This is a genomic window from Geobacillus kaustophilus, assembly GCF_000948285.1.
GTDB classification, from domain to species: Bacteria; Bacillota; Bacilli; order Bacillales; family Anoxybacillaceae; genus Geobacillus; species Geobacillus thermoleovorans_A.
In genome coordinates this window covers 3438325-3453681 of the sequence record NZ_JYBP01000003.1, presented here as the reverse complement: position 1 = coordinate 3453681, position 15357 = coordinate 3438325, and the positions used below count along the sequence as shown (strand labels likewise).

Here is a 15357-nt window from a genome sequence, read left to right as displayed (position 1 = left end):
TTTTGTCAATAACATCCTTAGAAAGGAGGTGATCCAGCCGCACCTTCCGGTACGGCTACCTTGTTACGACTTCACCCCAATCACTTGCCCCACCTTCGGCGGCTGGCTCCCGAAACGGGTTGCCTCACCGACTTCGGGTGTTGCAAGCTCTCGTGGTGTGACGGGCGGTGTGTACAAGGCCCGGGAACGTATTCACCGCGGCATGCTGATCCGCGATTACTAGCGATTCCGGCTTCATGCAGGCGAGTTGCAGCCTGCAATCCGAACTGAGAGCGGCTTTTTGGGATTCGCTCCCCCTCGCGGGTTCGCAGCCCTTTGTACCGCCCATTGTAGCACGTGTGTAGCCCAGGTCATAAGGGGCATGATGATTTGACGTCATCCCCACCTTCCTCCGACTTGTCGCCGGCAGTCCCTCTAGAGTGCCCAACCGAATGCTGGCAACTAGAGGCGAGGGTTGCGCTCGTTGCGGGACTTAACCCAACATCTCACGACACGAGCTGACGACAACCATGCACCACCTGTCACCCTGTCCCCCCGAAGGGGGAACGCCCAATCTCTTGGGTTGTCAGGGGATGTCAAGACCTGGTAAGGTTCTTCGCGTTGCTTCGAATTAAACCACATGCTCCACCGCTTGTGCGGGCCCCCGTCAATTCCTTTGAGTTTCAGCCTTGCGGCCGTACTCCCCAGGCGGAGTGCTTATCGCGTTAGCTGCAGCACTAAAGGGTGTGACCCCTCTAACACTTAGCACTCATCGTTTACGGCGTGGACTACCAGGGTATCTAATCCTGTTTGCTCCCCACGCTTTCGCGCCTCAGCGTCAGTTGCAGGCCAGAGAGCCGCCTTCGCCACTGGTGTTCCTCCACATCTCTACGCATTTCACCGCTACACGTGGAATTCCGCTCCCCTCTCCTGCACTCAAGTCCCCCAGTTTCCAATGACCCTCCACGGTTGAGCCGTGGGCTTTCACATCAGACTTAAGGGACCGCCTGCGCGCGCTTTACGCCCAATAATTCCGGACAACGCTCGCCCCCTACGTATTACCGCGGCTGCTGGCACGTAGTTAGCCGGGGCTTCCTCGTGAGGTACCGTCACCGCGCCGCCCTCTTCGAACGGCGCTCCTTCGTCCCTCACAACAGAGCTTTACGACCCGAAGGCCTTCTTCGCTCACGCGGCGTCGCTCCGTCAGGCTTTCGCCCATTGCGGAAGATTCCCTACTGCTGCCTCCCGTAGGAGTCTGGGCCGTGTCTCAGTCCCAGTGTGGCCGGTCACCCTCTCAGGCCGGCTACGCATCGTCGCCTTGGTGAGCCGTTACCTCACCAACTAGCTAATGCGCCGCGGGCCCATCCGCAAGTGGCAGCTTGCGCCGCCTTTCAACCCAAGACCATGCGGTCTTCGGTGTTATCCGGTATTAGCTCCGGTTTCCCGGAGTTATCCCGGTCTTGCGGGCAGGTTGCCCACGTGTTACTCACCCGTCCGCCGCTGACCCAACCAGAGCAAGCTCCGATCCGGTCCGCTCGACTTGCATGTATTAGGCACGCCGCCAGCGTTCGTCCTGAGCCAGGATCAAACTCTCCAAAGAAAGTTGATTGGCTTTTGCTTCGGCCAAAACGGCCTCCGCTTTTCTTATGACGCTTGCGTTTTGTTTAGTTTTCAAGGAACTTGTTTATCTTGCACACTCTTATTATTATACATATCATTTACTTTGCTGTCAACATATCTTTCATGAACAGCGACATTTTTCAATATAATGCATTGTCATATAAAAGTCAATAGCTTTTAAACAAAAAAATAAAAGGCATCTTGAATCATAATGCCTATAAAATATATCGGTCAATCACGATTAGCGCTGCCGCTCCAGGGAGGCCAAGAAATCCGCAAACGATTGAGGTGACGAGATTAATCGGAATATGGATGTTAAAATGCCCGCCGATGGCGTTGATAACAAACAGCGCGAGCGCCCCGACGATCAGGCGGATAGCAGCGTAGCCGATCAGGCGAAGCGCTTTGAGACGGGCGCCTACGATAAGCAAAACGGCGATAAGCGCTAGCAACACGGTAATGACGACTTTCGACTCCAACGTTTGAACCCCCTTTTTGCACGCTTGTACTACCAACGTATGAGAAACAGGGGAAAAAAGAACAAAAAAATAAGGAAGTTAACGCACTTCCTTAAGTGTGATGCGGCGGTGCTTCGCTTCGCGGAGGAGGAAAAAATATTTAGCCTCAACGAGTTGCAATGCGTTCAGCACCTCCGGAGACGGATCGACGCTTTTTTCGATGAGTTGTTTCTGCTCAAGCCATTCAGTTCTAGCCTTTTGTAGTTCAGCCATTAACTTTTCATCAAATTGTCTCTTTAGTTTCCCCTTTCGCCGCCATAACAAACCGATCCCCACCTTCTTTCTCTCTATAGCTCACGGCGCCCTTCCAACGCCTTTGATAACGTCACTTCGTCCGCATACTCCAGATCGCCGCCGACCGGCAAGCCATGGGCGATGCGGGTGACTTTGATTCCTGTCGGCTTCAACAGGCGGGAGATGTACATGGCCGTTGCCTCTCCCTCGATGTTCGGGTCGGTCGCTAAAATCACCTCTTGGACCGTCTCATCTTGTAATCGCGTGAGCAGCTCGGCGATTTTAATATCTTCTGGTCCGATGCCTTCCATTGGCGAGATGGCCCCGTGCAACACGTGGTACAGGCCATTGTATTCTTTCATCCTCTCCATGGCGATGACATCTTTCGGATCCTGAACAACGCAAATCGTCGTCCGATCGCGCCGCTCGTCTTTGCAGATGTAGCAAGGATCTGTATCTGTAATATGTCCGCAAATCGTGCAATAATGAATATGTCGCTTGACATCAACGAGCGCTTTGGCAAACTCAAGCACGGTGTCTTCTTTCATCGCCAGCACATGAAATGCAAGGCGGGCAGCCGTTTTCGGGCCGATGCCGGGCAGTTTCATAAAACTGTCAATCAACTTCGATAGCGGTTCTGGATAATGCATACGCCCCCCCTAGAACAACCCTGGAATGTTAAGTCCTTTCGTAAACTGCCCCATCATTTCATTAGCCAACTCATCCGCTTTTTTCAACGCATCGTTTGTCGCTGCCAAAATCAAATCTTGTAGCATTTCGATATCGTCTGGGTCGACGACTTCCTCTTTAATTTTAATTTCCAAAATTTGTTTATGACCGTTAGCGACAACGGTCACCATGCCGCCGCCCGCCGTGCCTTCCACTGTTTTTTCCGCCAACTCTTCCTGCGCTTTTTGCATTTCCTTTTGCATTTTTTGCATTTGTTTTAACATTTTTTGCATATTGCCCATTCCGCCACGCATCATCTCGGCATCCTCCTTTAAACGGTTTATTCTTTAATTTCGATCAGCTCTTCGCCAAACAGCCGCTTCGCTTCAGCGACTAACGGATCTTCTTCGCTTTTTTCCACCTTGGCGTCCTTATTGCGGATGAACTCTTCTCTTATTTTTCCCCATTCTCCCTCCGGAATGGCTACCATTTCAAAACGGCGGTTTGTCAGCTCAAACAAAATCGCTTCGACGTTTTCTTTGACCGAACTTGTGGGATCGGTCGCCATTTTGCAGTGGATTTCGTATTTAAATTTTAATACAAACGCTGAGGCGCTGGCTGCAACCGGCTCGCTCTCTTGCAGCAAGGCAGCGTGCGACACTTTATGCTGCCGTTTCAACGTGTCGAGCACATCCGCCCAGCGTCCTTTCACCAAAGCCAAATCTTCATGCGTCGCCTGTTTCAACAGCTCGTAAATGCGGCCAACCGGGGCTTTATATCCCCCCGTTTTCGTCGGTTTGGACGGTTTTTTCACCGGCTCGGCGGTCGACGGAGGGGCAGGCGGTTGTTCCTTCAGGCGCCGCAATTCCGCCTCCAGCGTTTCAATCCGCTTTATCAACGGTTCCAACTCGGAAGCCGATCGCAACGGGGCGGCGGCTGATGGATGGCAAAGCTTCACAAGCGCCACTTCCAACAGAAGGCGCGGGTGGTTTGTCCACTTCATCTCTTGCTGGCTTTTGTTCAGCAACTCGATGGCCTCGTATAAATTGGAAACCGGAATCATTTCCGACAGTGAAGTGAACGCTTCGTCAACGACAGCAATTTGAATCGCTCCCTCCACATAGGGAGCAGTTTTGTACAGCAATAAATCACGATAGTACAAAATCAAGTCTTCAACCAAACGATGCGGATCTTTCCCTTGCGCCATCATCGTTTCCAACTGCTGAAGAACCGCCGCTGTATCTTTGCGGTAGATGGCTTCGATGAAGCTCGATAAGGCGGCAAATGATGCAGCCCCGGTCATCGCCAGTACGTCGTCGAGCCGAAGTTTCCCGTCGCTGAACGAAATGGCTTGGTCAAGCAAGCTGAGCGCATCACGCATCCCCCCGTCTGCAGCACGGGCGATGGCGGACAATGCCTCATCGGACGCCTCGACACCTTGGGCGCTTGCGACATACTTTAGCCGTGAAACGATCGCCGGAAGCGGGATGCGGCGAAAATCGAACCGTTGGCAGCGGGAAATGATCGTCGCCGGAATTTTGTGCGGCTCGGTCGTGGCCAAAATGAAAATGACGTGTTTCGGCGGCTCCTCCAACGTTTTCAACAGCGCGTTAAACGCACCGATCGACAGCATATGCACCTCGTCGATGATGTACACTTTGTAGCGGGCCGACGTCGGCGCAAATTTCACCTTCTCACGGATATCACGAATTTCATCGACGCGGTTGTTGGAAGCAGCGTCAATTTCCAGCACATCGGGAACCGTTCCATTCGTAATGCCGAGGCAAGCTGGACACTCATTGCATGGCTCCGCCACTGGCGCCTGTTCACAGTTGACTGCCTTGGCGAAAATTTTTGCTGCACTCGTTTTTCCTGTACCGCGCGGGCCGGAAAATAAGTAAGCGTGTGATATTTTATGTTGAAGCAGGGCGCTTTGCAACGTCTTGGTCACGTGTTCTTGGCCGACCATGTCCGCAAAGCGCTGCGGCCGAAACACGCGATATAACGCTTGGTATGCCACGGAAAACGGCCCTCCTCTTTCTCTCGTCCTATCTATTATATAACTTCCTATTGCAATTTAAAATAACAAAAAACCCACTCGCCATGAGTGGGTTTCAGCTTGTCGACAAAGTCGACAAGCTGTTTTAATATATAGGTATAAGGGTATCTTGAAGGAGTGGAATAAGATGCTTCAACGTTACCAAGAAGATCGGAGACATATCGAAACAACGGTAAAAATTGATGATCTTGTTCCTGAAGACCACCTTGTTCGTAAACTAGAAAAAGCCATTGACTTCTCCTTTATCTACGATATGGTCAAGGATTTGTATTCTCCTAACCATGGACGACCAAGTCTTGATCCCGTTGTGCTGTTCAAAATGTATTTGATTCGTTACATCTTTGGGATTCGTTCGATGCGTGAAACCGTAGAACAGATTCGAACAAATGTGGCTTATCGTTGGTTTTTGGGATTGAGTCTGCATGATCCTGTGCCCCATCATTCGACACCAAGTAAAAACTACACGCGACGTTTTGCGGGAACCGATGTTTTTCAAAAGATTTTTTCAAGAATCTTGGAAGAAGCCTTTCAACACGGGCTTGTGGATCCAAGTGTCGTATTTGTCGATTCTACTCATGTGAAGGCGAGTGCGAACAAAAGAAAATTCACAACAGAAATGGCAGAAGTGGAAGCGAAAGCTTATCAAGATGAATTAGAAAAAGAAATTGAGCGAGATCGCATCGCTCATGGGAAATCCCCACTACCGCCAGAAAATGATAAAAAAAAACGAGAAATCAAAGTCAGTAAAACAGATCCAGACAGTGGGATGTTTGTGAAAAATGAACGTGAACGGGTATTTGCTTACTCTTATCACACCGCTTGTGACCGACATGGTTGGATATTACACACGTATGTCACTGCCGCCAATGTTCATGATAGCCAAGCGTTTTTTGAACTGTTTGAGCGAGTGAAGCAAGAAATCAAAGGATGCCCAACAGATGTGTGCATCGATGCCGGATATAAAACGCCAGCGATTGCGAAATACCTATTAGAACAAGAGATCCATCCGATTTGGCCATATACTCGTCCAAAGACGAAAGATGGGTTCTTCCGAAAATCTGAATTTGCATATGACGAACATTTTGACTGTTACCTTTGTCCCAATCACCAAGTGTTATCTTATTCAACAACGAATCGGGAAGGCTATCGGGAGTATAAATCAGATCCATCCATCTGTCAGGGATGTCCATCCCTTCAAAAGTGTACAGCAAGCAAAAATCATACGAAAGTCGTGACACGCCATGTTTGGCAAGAGTATTACGAAGAAGCCGAACATTTACGATATGTACCAGAACATCGCGAGTTGTATGAATTAAGGAAACAGACGATTGAACGGAATTTTGCAGATTTAAAAGAGAAGCATGGTCTGCGCTGGACGAATTACCGAGGATTGGAAAGAAACCAGATGCAGGCGATGCTTGTTTGTGCTGCCATGAATTTAAAGAAATTGGCGAACTACTTGTGGAGAAAGGGCCTCTCCTTTCTGTATGTATTCGAGTATGCATCTATTTTGGTTCGTTCATCAAGAAAAACAACCTTAAAAATGGAACAAAATGGTTATAAGACAACTGTCTTATAACCATTTTGTCAACAGTCTGAAACCCACTCGCCATGAGTGGGTTTTGTTCCCTATTGCTATGTAAGGCCGTGCACCTTCTGTCGATTAGCTGCCCCGAGCGTTGCTCAAGCAGTTAGCTCAGCCCAGGCGTCCCCGCGGCACATGGGAGCATCCGCTTACTGCTGCTTCCTTCCGGACCTGACAGGGTTCACGGAATCCCATTGCGCGGGACCCAGACGTCAACACCACTTGCTTGAGACAGGCCTCGCAACAGACTAACCTCGAGAAGGAATTCAGCCTCGCTAGAGCGGATTGCGAGTACAGGGCACCGCTACCTCCCCGCTTAGCACGGCACTATCAGTATAGCTCGTTTGTGGAAAAAATGCAATGTCAATCGACGGAATTTTCGCTGGCACTCCCGCCAACATTTCTCTTTTGTTCGCGCAATCGTCGAAAAAATTGGCTCAACAGCAAACCGCACTCGTCAGCAAGCACCCCGCTTACCACCTCAACCTGATGGTTAAATCGGCTTTCCTGCAATAAGTTCATCAATGTCCCAGCGCACCCTCCCTTTGGGTCGAACGCGCCAAACACGACTCGTTCGATGCGGGAAAGAACAATGGCGCCTGCGCACATGGCGCACGGCTCAAGCGTTACGTACAACGTCGCCCGCTCAAGCCGCCATGAACCGGTTGCCCGGCATGCTTCATCGATTGCCAAAATTTCTGCATGAGCGATGGCGCGTTGTTCAGTTTCCCGCAAATTATGAGCGCGGGCGATGACGCGGCCGTCTTGAACGATGACAGCGCCGATCGGCACTTCGCCGATCTGCTCCGCTTTTTTTGCTTCTTCCATTGCCAATCGCATGTAGTACTCGTCGGTGTTCATCGTATACCCCTTCACACAAACGGTCATTTCTCCTTTCTTTTCATCATAGAATATGGAGAATAAAGACGCAACTAGGAGGTCAAGTATGCAAATCCACGTAGTGCAGAGTGGACAAACGTTAAGTGGAATTGCTGAGGCATACGGGATCACAGCGGAAGAAATTGTCCGGGCCAACAAGCTTCCAACCCCTGATAAACTCGTTGTCGGCCAGGCGCTCGTGATCCCGATCGTCGGTCGTTTTTACTGGGTGCAGCGCGGCGACACGTTATGGTCGATTGCACGCCGATTTTCCATTCCAATGCAGCGGCTTGCCGAAGTGAATCGCCTCTCCTTAAACGCTCCGCTTAAGGTCGGGCAGCGGCTTTATATACCGCCCGGCGCCAAGCGAAGAGCGGAGTTTAACGCCTATATTGAACCGCGCGGCGCGACTGTCAGCCCAGCGCTGGAGGCGAGCGCTCGCGAAGCCGCTCCGTATTTGACTTATTTGAGTCCTTTTTATTTTGCGATCCGACGCGACGCGACATTGCAAGAGCCGCCGCTTGACGACTTTCCGGATATTGCCCGCGCCAACCGTGTCACGCTCGTTATGGTTGTCGCCAACATTGAAAACGGGCAGTTCAGCGACGAGCTCGGCGCGCTTATGTTAACAAACGAAACGCTGCAAAATCGTCTGCTCGACAATATTGTCGCGACCGCTAGACGGTATGGCTTCCGCGACATCCATTTTGATTTTGAATATTTGCGCCCGGAAGACCGTGAGGCGTATAATGCGTTTTTGCGCAAAGCGAAGCGGCGGTTTGAACGAGAAGGATGGATGATGTCGACCGCCTTGGCGCCGAAAACGAGCGCGACCCAGCGCGGACGTTGGTACGAAGCACACGATTACCGCGCCCATGGACAAATTGTCGACTTTGTCGTGATCATGACGTATGAATGGGGCTACAGCGGCGGGCCGCCGATGCCAGTGTCCCCGATCGGTCCGGTCCGCCGCGTTCTCGAGTACGCCATCTCTGAAATGCCATCTAGAAAAATTTTGATGGGGCAAAACTTGTATGGCTATGACTGGACGCTGCCATATGTACCCGGCGGCCCGTACGCCCAGGCCATCAGCCCCCAGCAAGCCATCGCCCTCGCCGCAAAGTATAACGTTGCCATCGAATACGATACGGAGGCGCAGGCACCGCATTTTCGCTATCGCGACGAAAACGGACGCGAGCATGAAGTATGGTTTGAGGACGCCCGCTCCATTCAAGCAAAATTTAATCTCGTGAAGGAACTTGGTTTGCGCGGGGTCAGCTATTGGAAACTTGGGATTGATTTTCCACAAAACTGGCTGCTGATCGCTGATCAATTTACTGTTGTAAAAAAATAAAGGCATAAAAAACCCGCCGATCAAGGGCGGGTTTTTTTATGATGGGAAACGGCTTTCGGCGGTCAGCCGTTTCAGATGACAATCTCCTCTTATGCGCGTCAGTCCTCTTCATCATCGTCTTGGCCAAGAACAAGATTTCTTGTTCCTCATTGCCAACGTCATTCACTATAACACGGCAGTCGGGAAAAGTCAACCAACGATTTGCCACAAGCATCTTTTTTCAGCGAATGACGTCCCGATTCCCCATGTACGGACGAAGCGCTTCCGGAACGATGACCGAGCCGTCTTCTTGCTGGTAGTTTTCCAAAATGGCGGCGACCGTCCGCCCGATGGCTAGCCCCGAACCGTTTAATGTATGCACGTACTCCGGTTTCGCTTTTGGATCGCGACGGAAACGGATGTTGGCACGGCGCGCTTGAAACGCCTCAAAGTTGCTGCACGACGAAATTTCCCGGTACGTTCCGTAACTGGGCAGCCAAACTTCAATATCGTACGTTTTCGCCGCCGAGAATCCAAGATCTCCGGTGCACAAGGCGACAACGCGGTACGGAAGCCCAAGCCGTTGCAAAATCGTCTCTGCCTGGCGCGTCAGCTTTTCCAATTCATCGTACGAGTCCTCCGGCTTTACGAATTTTACCAGCTCAACTTTATTGAACTGATGCTGGCGGATCAGCCCTCTCGTGTCGCGGCCGGCCGACCCGGCTTCCGCGCGGAAGCAGGCGCTGTAGGAAGCATAGTAAATCGGCAAATCATCTGCAGCCAAAATTTCGTCGCGGTGCAGGTTCGTCACCGGCACCTCAGCGGTCGGAATGAGGAAATAATCTTCGCTGTCCAAATGGAACGCATCCTCGGCAAATTTCGGCAACTGTCCGGTTCCGATCATGCTCGCCCGGTTCACCAAATATGGCGGCAACACTTCTTCGTAGCCGAATTCATCGAGATGGATGTCAAGCATAAAGTTGATGAGCGCCCGCTCAAGCCGCGCTCCTAACCCTTTATAAAAGACAAATCGGCTTCCCGCCACTTTGGCGGCTCGCTCAAAGTCGAGCAAACCGAGCCGATCGGCGATTTCCCAATGCGGCTTCGGCTCAAAGGAAAACGAACGCGGCTCTCCCCATCTCCGCACTTCCACATTGTCCTCTTCTGATTGGCCGATCGGCACTGATTCGTGCGGCACGTTTGGAATCGACAACAACAAGCCGTCGAGTTCCGCCTCAAGCTGGCGAATTTGTTCATCCATCCGTTTAATGCGGTCACCGACTTCGCGCATTTGGGCAATCAGCGGCTCGGCGTCCTTTTTCTCGCGCTTTAGGACAGCGATTTGCTGCGACACATCGTTGCGCTTGCTTTTCAGCTCTTCGACTTCCGCGATCAAGCGGCGGCGGTCTTTGTCCAATTGTTCAAAGCGGTCGATGTTCGTCAAATCCCCGCCGCGTTGCATTAATTTTTCCTTTACTTCTTGAAACTGAGTGCGCAATACTTTCATATCCAGCACCGTTTTCTACCTCCTTCGTCTTTTATTATACAAAGAAAGCCCCCGTCCCAAAAAGGGACGGGAGCCATCCCGCGGTGCCACCCTTATTGACGGCCAATCATGCCTTCCACTTATGCCGATAACGGCGGCGGCCGAAAACGCCTACTGGCCTGTTTGGACGGTTCAGCGTTTTGCTCGAGGATGGATTCACAGGCGCTCCCTGCCGGTTCGCACCGCCCACCGGCTCTCTGATAAGGAAGGCATCCCGCTACTCGTTCCTCTCATCGCTTTCGCTTGATCACTTTACTTGAGGCTTGACGCCATTTTCGCTTCTTTGACCATGTTGAGGAAGTATTGCATCAATCGATGATCGTCGGTCAGCTCTGGGTGGAACGAGCAGCCAAGAAACTGTCCTTGTCGAGCGGCGACAATGCGGTCATTGTATGTCGCCAAGACATCGACCCCGTCCCCGGCCTCCACGATATGCGGAGCCCGGATGAAGACGCCGACAAAGCCATCGCCGACGCCTTTAATCGACAGCTCCGCTTCAAAGCTTTCCCGCTGCCGACCGAACGAGTTCCGCTCGACTGTAATGTCCATTAATCCTAAATGTGGCTCGTCATAGCCGACAATTCGCTTCGCCAGCAAAATGAGTCCGGCACACGTGCCGAACATCGGCTTGCCGGCAGCGGCAAATTGCTTAAGCGGCTCCATCAGCCCATAGCGGTCGATGAGTCGCCGCATCGTTGTGCTTTCGCCGCCCGGCAGCACAAGACCGTGCAACCCTTCAAGCTGCTCCGGCTTTTTCACGATGACCGCCTCGGCGCCGCACGCCTCAATGGCGCGGACGTGTTCCCGCACAGCTCCTTGCAGTCCAAGTACACCTATTTTCATCGTTGCTTTGCTCCTTTATTTAGCTTACCAGCCGCGTTCTTGCATCCGGTGCTCCGGCAGCAATGTCGCGATATCGATGCCGCGCATCGCGCCGCCCAATCCTTTCGACAAGTGTGCGATCAATTCATAGTCTTCGTAATGAGTCGTCGCCTCTACGATCGCGCGCGCATATTTTTCCGGATTTTCCGATTTGAAAATGCCAGACCCAACAAAGACGCCGTCCGCACCCAAGTGCATCATCAAGGCTGCGTCAGCCGGTGTCGCGACACCGCCGGCGGCAAAGTTGACGACCGGCAGGCGGCCAAGCCGCTTGATCTCGCGCAGCACCTCAACCGGAGCCCCAAGCTGTTTCGCCTCAGCGACAAGCTCATCTTCACTCATGTTGACGACTTTGCGAATTTGCGCGTTCACTTTGCGCATATGGCGCACGGCCTCAACGATGTTGCCTGTCCCCGGCTCTCCTTTGGTCCGCAACATCGATGCCCCTTCTGCAATGCGGCGCGCCGCTTCCCCTAAATCGCGGCAACCGCACACAAATGGAACGGTAAACTGCCGTTTGTCAATATGGAATTCCTCATCAGCCGGCGTTAATACTTCGCTTTCATCAATGTAGTCGACGCCAAGCGCCTCTAAGACACGCGCCTCAACATAGTGACCGATCCGCACTTTCGCCATGACTGGGATCGAAACGGCGTTCATCACTTCTTCGATCACCGTCGGGTCGGCCATGCGCGCGACACCGCCAGCGGCGCGAATGTCCGCCGGGACGCGCTCGAGCGCCATAACCGCGACAGCCCCTGCTGCTTCAGCGATTTTCGCCTGTTCTGCGTTCACGACGTCCATGATGACGCCGCCTTTTTGCATTTCCGCCATGCCGCGTTTGACGCGGTCCGTACCTGTCAATGCCAACGTTGATTCCCCCTATTCCTAATCCTTATGCTTTGCGAGGCATGCAAAAGGACGATTCCACTGTTTTATTTTACCTCAATTTTTACAAAAATCACAATGGAAAAAAGCTCCCCATCAAGGGGAGTTGATTTTACAGCCAGCCTTTCACTGTTTTGGCGACGCTTGTCCATAAGTCAACAAACAGTCCGCCGACCGCGCGCATCGAAAGAACAAACCAATTGGCTTTTTCGACTTCAGCTGTTGTGACAAGCGGCACACGGATGTTTTTTTGCATGTCTGGGCTTAAGAAGGCAAGGGAGTCGTCCCCTTTATATTCGAGCGTCATATATCCAACCGTTTCCCCTTTTTTCAAAGGGGCGACTAGCTTTCCTTCTTTTGTCATTTTTTTCTTATCCAACACATATACAGGTTTGTATTGTTTTTCCTCGCCGTTTTTCACAAGCAGATCCAGATTCTTTCCTGTCGCGACACGAACCTCTTTTTCTTTCCCTTTCACGACCGGAAGTGTTTCTTCTCCTTTCAGCTGGTACCCTTTTGGATAAAGCGTCTCGAGGGAGTATTGGTTGAATCCGTAGTTAAATAGTTTTTCTGTCTCTTTAAAGCGCGCCTCTTTTGTTGTTTTCCCACTCGCATCTTTCGCGTTCATGATAACCGAAATCAAGCGGACGCCGTTTCGTTTCGCCGTCCCGGTGAAACAGTTGCCGGCAAATTCCGTATAGCCGGTTTTCAACCCGTCTACACCTTCGTATCCGTACACAAGCCCGGGCAGCATCCAATTCCAGTTGTCCATTTTGATTTCATCTTTTGTTCCTTCCCGGAATACTTTATGAGGAATGCTCGCTGTTTTCAGCACTTCGGGATGATCTTTCAGCAACCGGTAGGCAAGCATCGCCATCGCACGTGCGGACATGACGTTTTCCTCATTTGTGCTTGTCCCTTCTGGATGGAATCCTTTTAAATCCTTATTGCTCAACCCTGTGGCATTGACAAACTTATAATCTTTCAGCCCAAGCTCTTTCGCTTTGTCATTCATCATTTTCACAAAATTTTTCTCTGATCCAGCGATGATCTCAGCAATCGCGACCGTTGCCCCGTTAGCCGAATAAATGGCCATTGCCTCGTACAACTCACGCACCGTATACTTGCCATCTTTTCGCAACGGGACATTGGACAGCGCCCGGTCTTGCGACAGCCGGTACACGTAATCGCTTGGCGTGTACATTTGATCCCATTTGACGCGCTTCGCCTTAATGGAGTCAAGAAGCAAATACTCGGTCATCATTTTCGTCATGCTGGCAATCCCAAGCACCGTATCGATATTTTTTTCATACAAAATTCTTCCCGTTTGTGCATCCACTAAAATCGCAGCGTCCGCCCGGATGTCAAGCGGGGCGCTTTCCGCCTTCACCGTCTGTTGAAACGGACCAAACGTTAAACAAAGGCAAATCGACAGCAGCCAAAACAACCAGTTTTGTTTTCTCCTCCTCACAATGACACCCTCCTCACACAACCGTTATTGTAACATACCGTCGGCCAAAAAAATAGACGGAGGACATGTCTCCGTCAAAGTTGAGCCGATCGGCGCAACTCCGATCAAAAAGCAGAGTAGTTCGGCGCTTCTTTCGTAATTTGCACGTCATGCGGATGGCTTTCACGAAGCCCCGCGCTCGTCATGCGGATAAACTGCGTTTTTTCGCGCAACTCTTCCAAATTGCGTGTTCCACAATAGCCCATGCCGGCGCGCAACCCACCGACAAGCTGATAAATCGTGTCGGCAAGCGGCCCTTTGTATGGAACGCGTCCCTCAATGCCTTCCGGGACAAACTTTTTCGCATCTTCTTGAAAATAGCGGTCTTTGCTGCCGCGCTCCATGGCTGCGACCGATCCCATGCCCCGGTACACCTTGAAGCGGCGGCCTTGGTAAATTTCCGTCTCACCCGGGCTTTCGGAAACACCAGCAAGCAAGCTGCCGAGCATAACCGCATGCGCCCCAGCCGCGATCGCCTTCACAATGTCGCCGGAATATTTGATCCCGCCGTCAGCGATGATCGGGACGCCATGTTTGCGCGCCTCAGTCGCACAGTCGTAGATCGCCGTAATTTGCGGCACACCAACCCCGGCGACAACCCGGGTCGTGCAGATGGACCCCGGACCGATTCCGACTTTAATAATGTTCGCCCCAGCCTCAATCAAGTCGCGCGTCCCTTCAGCTGTCGCGACATTGCCGGCGATGATGTTCAAGTCCGGGTATTGGCGCCGGATGTTGGCCACCGTCTCTAGGACACCTTTCGAATGGCCGTGCGCCGTGTCAACGACAATGACATCAACCCCTGCCTCAACAAGCTTTTTGACGCGAATCATCGTGTCCGCCGTCACCCCGACAGCCGCCCCGACAATCAGCCTCCCTTTCGCATCTTTCGCCGAATTCGGGAACTCAATGACCTTTTCAATATCCTTGATCGTAATTAATCCCTTCAGCACACCGTTTTCATCAACAAGAGGCAGTTTTTCGACCTTGTGTCGCTGCAAAATTTTCTCTGCTTCCTCTAACGTTGTCCCCACCGGAGCAGTGATCAAGTTTTCCTTCGTCATTACCTCGGAAATTTTAATGGAATAGTCTTGAATGAAACGCAAGTCCCGGTTCGTAATAATGCCGACCAATTTTTGCTCCTCGGGGTTGTTGACGATCGGCACCCCCGAGATCCGATATTTACTCATTAAGTGTTCTGCATCATACACTTGATGATCCGGCGTTAGGAAAAACGGGTCCGTAATGACGCCTCGTTCCGACCGTTTCACCTTGTCGACCTGCTCGGCCTGCTGTTCGATCGACATATTTTTGTGAATGATGCCAAGGCCTCCCTGACGCGCCATCGCAATCGCCATCTCCGCTTCGGTGACCGTATCCATCCCGGCGCTGAGAATCGGGATGTTCAACTGCAGCGTATCGCTCAACTTCGTGGTTACATCAACATCGCGCGGCAATACGTCCGACTTCGCTGGGATGAGAAGAACATCATCAAACGTCAATCCTTCCTTGGCGAATTTCGCTTCCCACATGTTTTCTCCCCCTTGTCCGGAAATATTATTAGTAGCTTAACAACTGGTTAAACTACTGTCAAGGAATCAAGAAAATATCCAACTTTTCAGTTATTTCGAGGCAGTTCTATGTAAGGGGAGTAA

The 15357-nt window shown here is 51.6% G+C and carries 13 protein-coding genes, 1 rRNA gene, 1 other RNA gene and 1 other annotated feature; of the genes, 2 read left to right on the top strand and 13 right to left on the bottom strand.

Going from position 1 to position 15357, the window contains the following annotated elements; translation table 11 throughout:
* Positions 1 to 21: 21 nt before the first annotated feature.
* The 6 genes from LG52_RS17685 to dnaX all read right to left on the bottom strand — a co-directional run bounded on the left by LG52_RS17685 (position 22) and on the right by dnaX (position 5040).
* Positions 22 to 1579, bottom strand: a 16S ribosomal RNA gene (locus LG52_RS17685).
* A 235-nt stretch (positions 1580 to 1814) separates the two neighbouring features.
* Positions 1815 to 2078, bottom strand: a complete 264-nt coding sequence (locus LG52_RS17680) for a pro-sigmaK processing inhibitor BofA family protein (protein WP_044732948.1) — start codon at positions 2076 to 2078, stop codon at positions 1815 to 1817.
* Between the two features lie 78 nt (positions 2079 to 2156).
* Entirely contained in the window at positions 2157 to 2381 is a 225-nt protein-coding gene (locus tag LG52_RS17675; protein ID WP_044732947.1) for a YaaL family protein, read from the bottom strand.
* A 23-nt stretch (positions 2382 to 2404) separates the two neighbouring features.
* Positions 2405 to 3001, bottom strand: coding sequence for a recombination mediator RecR (recR, locus tag LG52_RS17670; protein WP_011229535.1), 597 nt, complete (start codon positions 2999 to 3001; stop codon positions 2405 to 2407).
* Between the two features lie 9 nt (positions 3002 to 3010).
* Positions 3011 to 3334: a YbaB/EbfC family nucleoid-associated protein gene (locus LG52_RS17665; RefSeq protein ID WP_407059891.1), complete on the bottom strand. Its 324-nt coding sequence runs from the start codon at positions 3332 to 3334 to the stop codon at positions 3011 to 3013.
* A 26-nt stretch (positions 3335 to 3360) separates the two neighbouring features.
* A complete protein-coding gene (gene dnaX / locus LG52_RS17660; RefSeq protein ID WP_044732945.1) occupies positions 3361 to 5040 on the bottom strand; it encodes a DNA polymerase III subunit gamma/tau in 1680 nt (559 codons plus the stop codon).
* A gap of 166 nt (positions 5041 to 5206) precedes the next feature.
* Between dnaX and LG52_RS17655 the strand changes: the two genes are divergently transcribed.
* Positions 5207 to 6658, top strand: coding sequence for an IS1182 family transposase (locus tag LG52_RS17655; protein ID WP_231584414.1), 1452 nt, complete (start codon positions 5207 to 5209; stop codon positions 6656 to 6658).
* Between the two features lie 66 nt (positions 6659 to 6724).
* Here LG52_RS17655 and ffs read toward each other — a convergent pair.
* Both ffs and tadA read right to left on the bottom strand, forming a co-directional pair.
* An RNA gene (gene ffs / locus LG52_RS19400) (signal recognition particle sRNA large type) lies at positions 6725 to 6989 on the bottom strand.
* A gap of 38 nt (positions 6990 to 7027) precedes the next feature.
* A complete protein-coding gene (gene tadA / locus LG52_RS17650) occupies positions 7028 to 7525 on the bottom strand; it encodes a tRNA adenosine(34) deaminase TadA (RefSeq protein ID WP_044732944.1) in 498 nt (165 codons plus the stop codon).
* Positions 7526 to 7610: 85 nt separating this feature from the next.
* Between tadA and LG52_RS17645 the strand changes: the two genes are divergently transcribed.
* Entirely contained in the window at positions 7611 to 8897 is a 1287-nt protein-coding gene (locus LG52_RS17645; RefSeq protein WP_044732943.1) for a LysM peptidoglycan-binding domain-containing protein, read from the top strand.
* 220 nt (positions 8898 to 9117) lie between these two features.
* Here the strand turns inward: LG52_RS17645 and serS are convergent, their stop codons facing one another.
* The 5 genes from serS to guaB all read right to left on the bottom strand — a co-directional run bounded on the left by serS (position 9118) and on the right by guaB (position 15234).
* Positions 9118 to 10392: a serine--tRNA ligase gene (serS, locus tag LG52_RS17635; protein ID WP_044732941.1), complete on the bottom strand. Its 1275-nt coding sequence runs from the start codon at positions 10390 to 10392 to the stop codon at positions 9118 to 9120.
* A 50-nt stretch (positions 10393 to 10442) separates the two neighbouring features.
* Positions 10443 to 10665: a binding site (T-box leader), on the bottom strand.
* Between the two features lie 9 nt (positions 10666 to 10674).
* Positions 10675 to 11265 (bottom strand): pyridoxal 5'-phosphate synthase glutaminase subunit PdxT, encoded by a 591-nt coding sequence (pdxT, locus tag LG52_RS17630; RefSeq protein WP_044732940.1) that lies wholly within the window; start codon positions 11263 to 11265, stop codon positions 10675 to 10677.
* Between the two features lie 24 nt (positions 11266 to 11289).
* Positions 11290 to 12174 carry a pyridoxal 5'-phosphate synthase lyase subunit PdxS gene (gene pdxS / locus LG52_RS17625; RefSeq protein WP_011229527.1) on the bottom strand — a complete coding sequence of 295 codons (885 nt, stop codon included), beginning with the start codon at positions 12172 to 12174 and terminating at the stop codon, positions 11290 to 11292.
* A gap of 130 nt (positions 12175 to 12304) precedes the next feature.
* On the bottom strand, positions 12305 to 13663 hold the full coding sequence (locus LG52_RS17620) for a serine hydrolase (protein WP_044732939.1): 1359 nt from the start codon (positions 13661 to 13663) through the stop codon (positions 12305 to 12307).
* 104 nt (positions 13664 to 13767) lie between these two features.
* Entirely contained in the window at positions 13768 to 15234 is a 1467-nt protein-coding gene (gene guaB / locus LG52_RS17615; protein WP_011229525.1) for an IMP dehydrogenase, read from the bottom strand.
* Positions 15235 to 15357: the final 123 nt, after the last annotated feature.

What these genes read in the sequence shown, in the direction of transcription:
- recR (WP_011229535.1), bottom strand. Translation starts at nt 3,001, where the DNA reads ATGCATTATCCAGAACCGCTATCGAAGTTGATTGACAGTTTTATGAAA.
- LG52_RS17665 (WP_407059891.1), bottom strand. Translation starts at nt 3,334, where the DNA reads ATGCGTGGCGGAATGGGCAATATGCAAAAAATGTTAAAACAAATGCAA.
- LG52_RS17655 (WP_231584414.1), top strand. Translation starts at nt 5,207, where the DNA reads ATGCTTCAACGTTACCAAGAAGATCGGAGACATATCGAAACAACGGTA.
- tadA (WP_044732944.1), bottom strand. Translation starts at nt 7,525, where the DNA reads ATGAACACCGACGAGTACTACATGCGATTGGCAATGGAAGAAGCAAAA.
- LG52_RS17645 (WP_044732943.1), top strand. Translation starts at nt 7,611, where the DNA reads ATGCAAATCCACGTAGTGCAGAGTGGACAAACGTTAAGTGGAATTGCT.
- pdxT (WP_044732940.1), bottom strand. Translation starts at nt 11,265, where the DNA reads ATGAAAATAGGTGTACTTGGACTGCAAGGAGCTGTGCGGGAACACGTC.
- guaB (WP_011229525.1), bottom strand. Translation starts at nt 15,234, where the DNA reads ATGTGGGAAGCGAAATTCGCCAAGGAAGGATTGACGTTTGATGATGTT.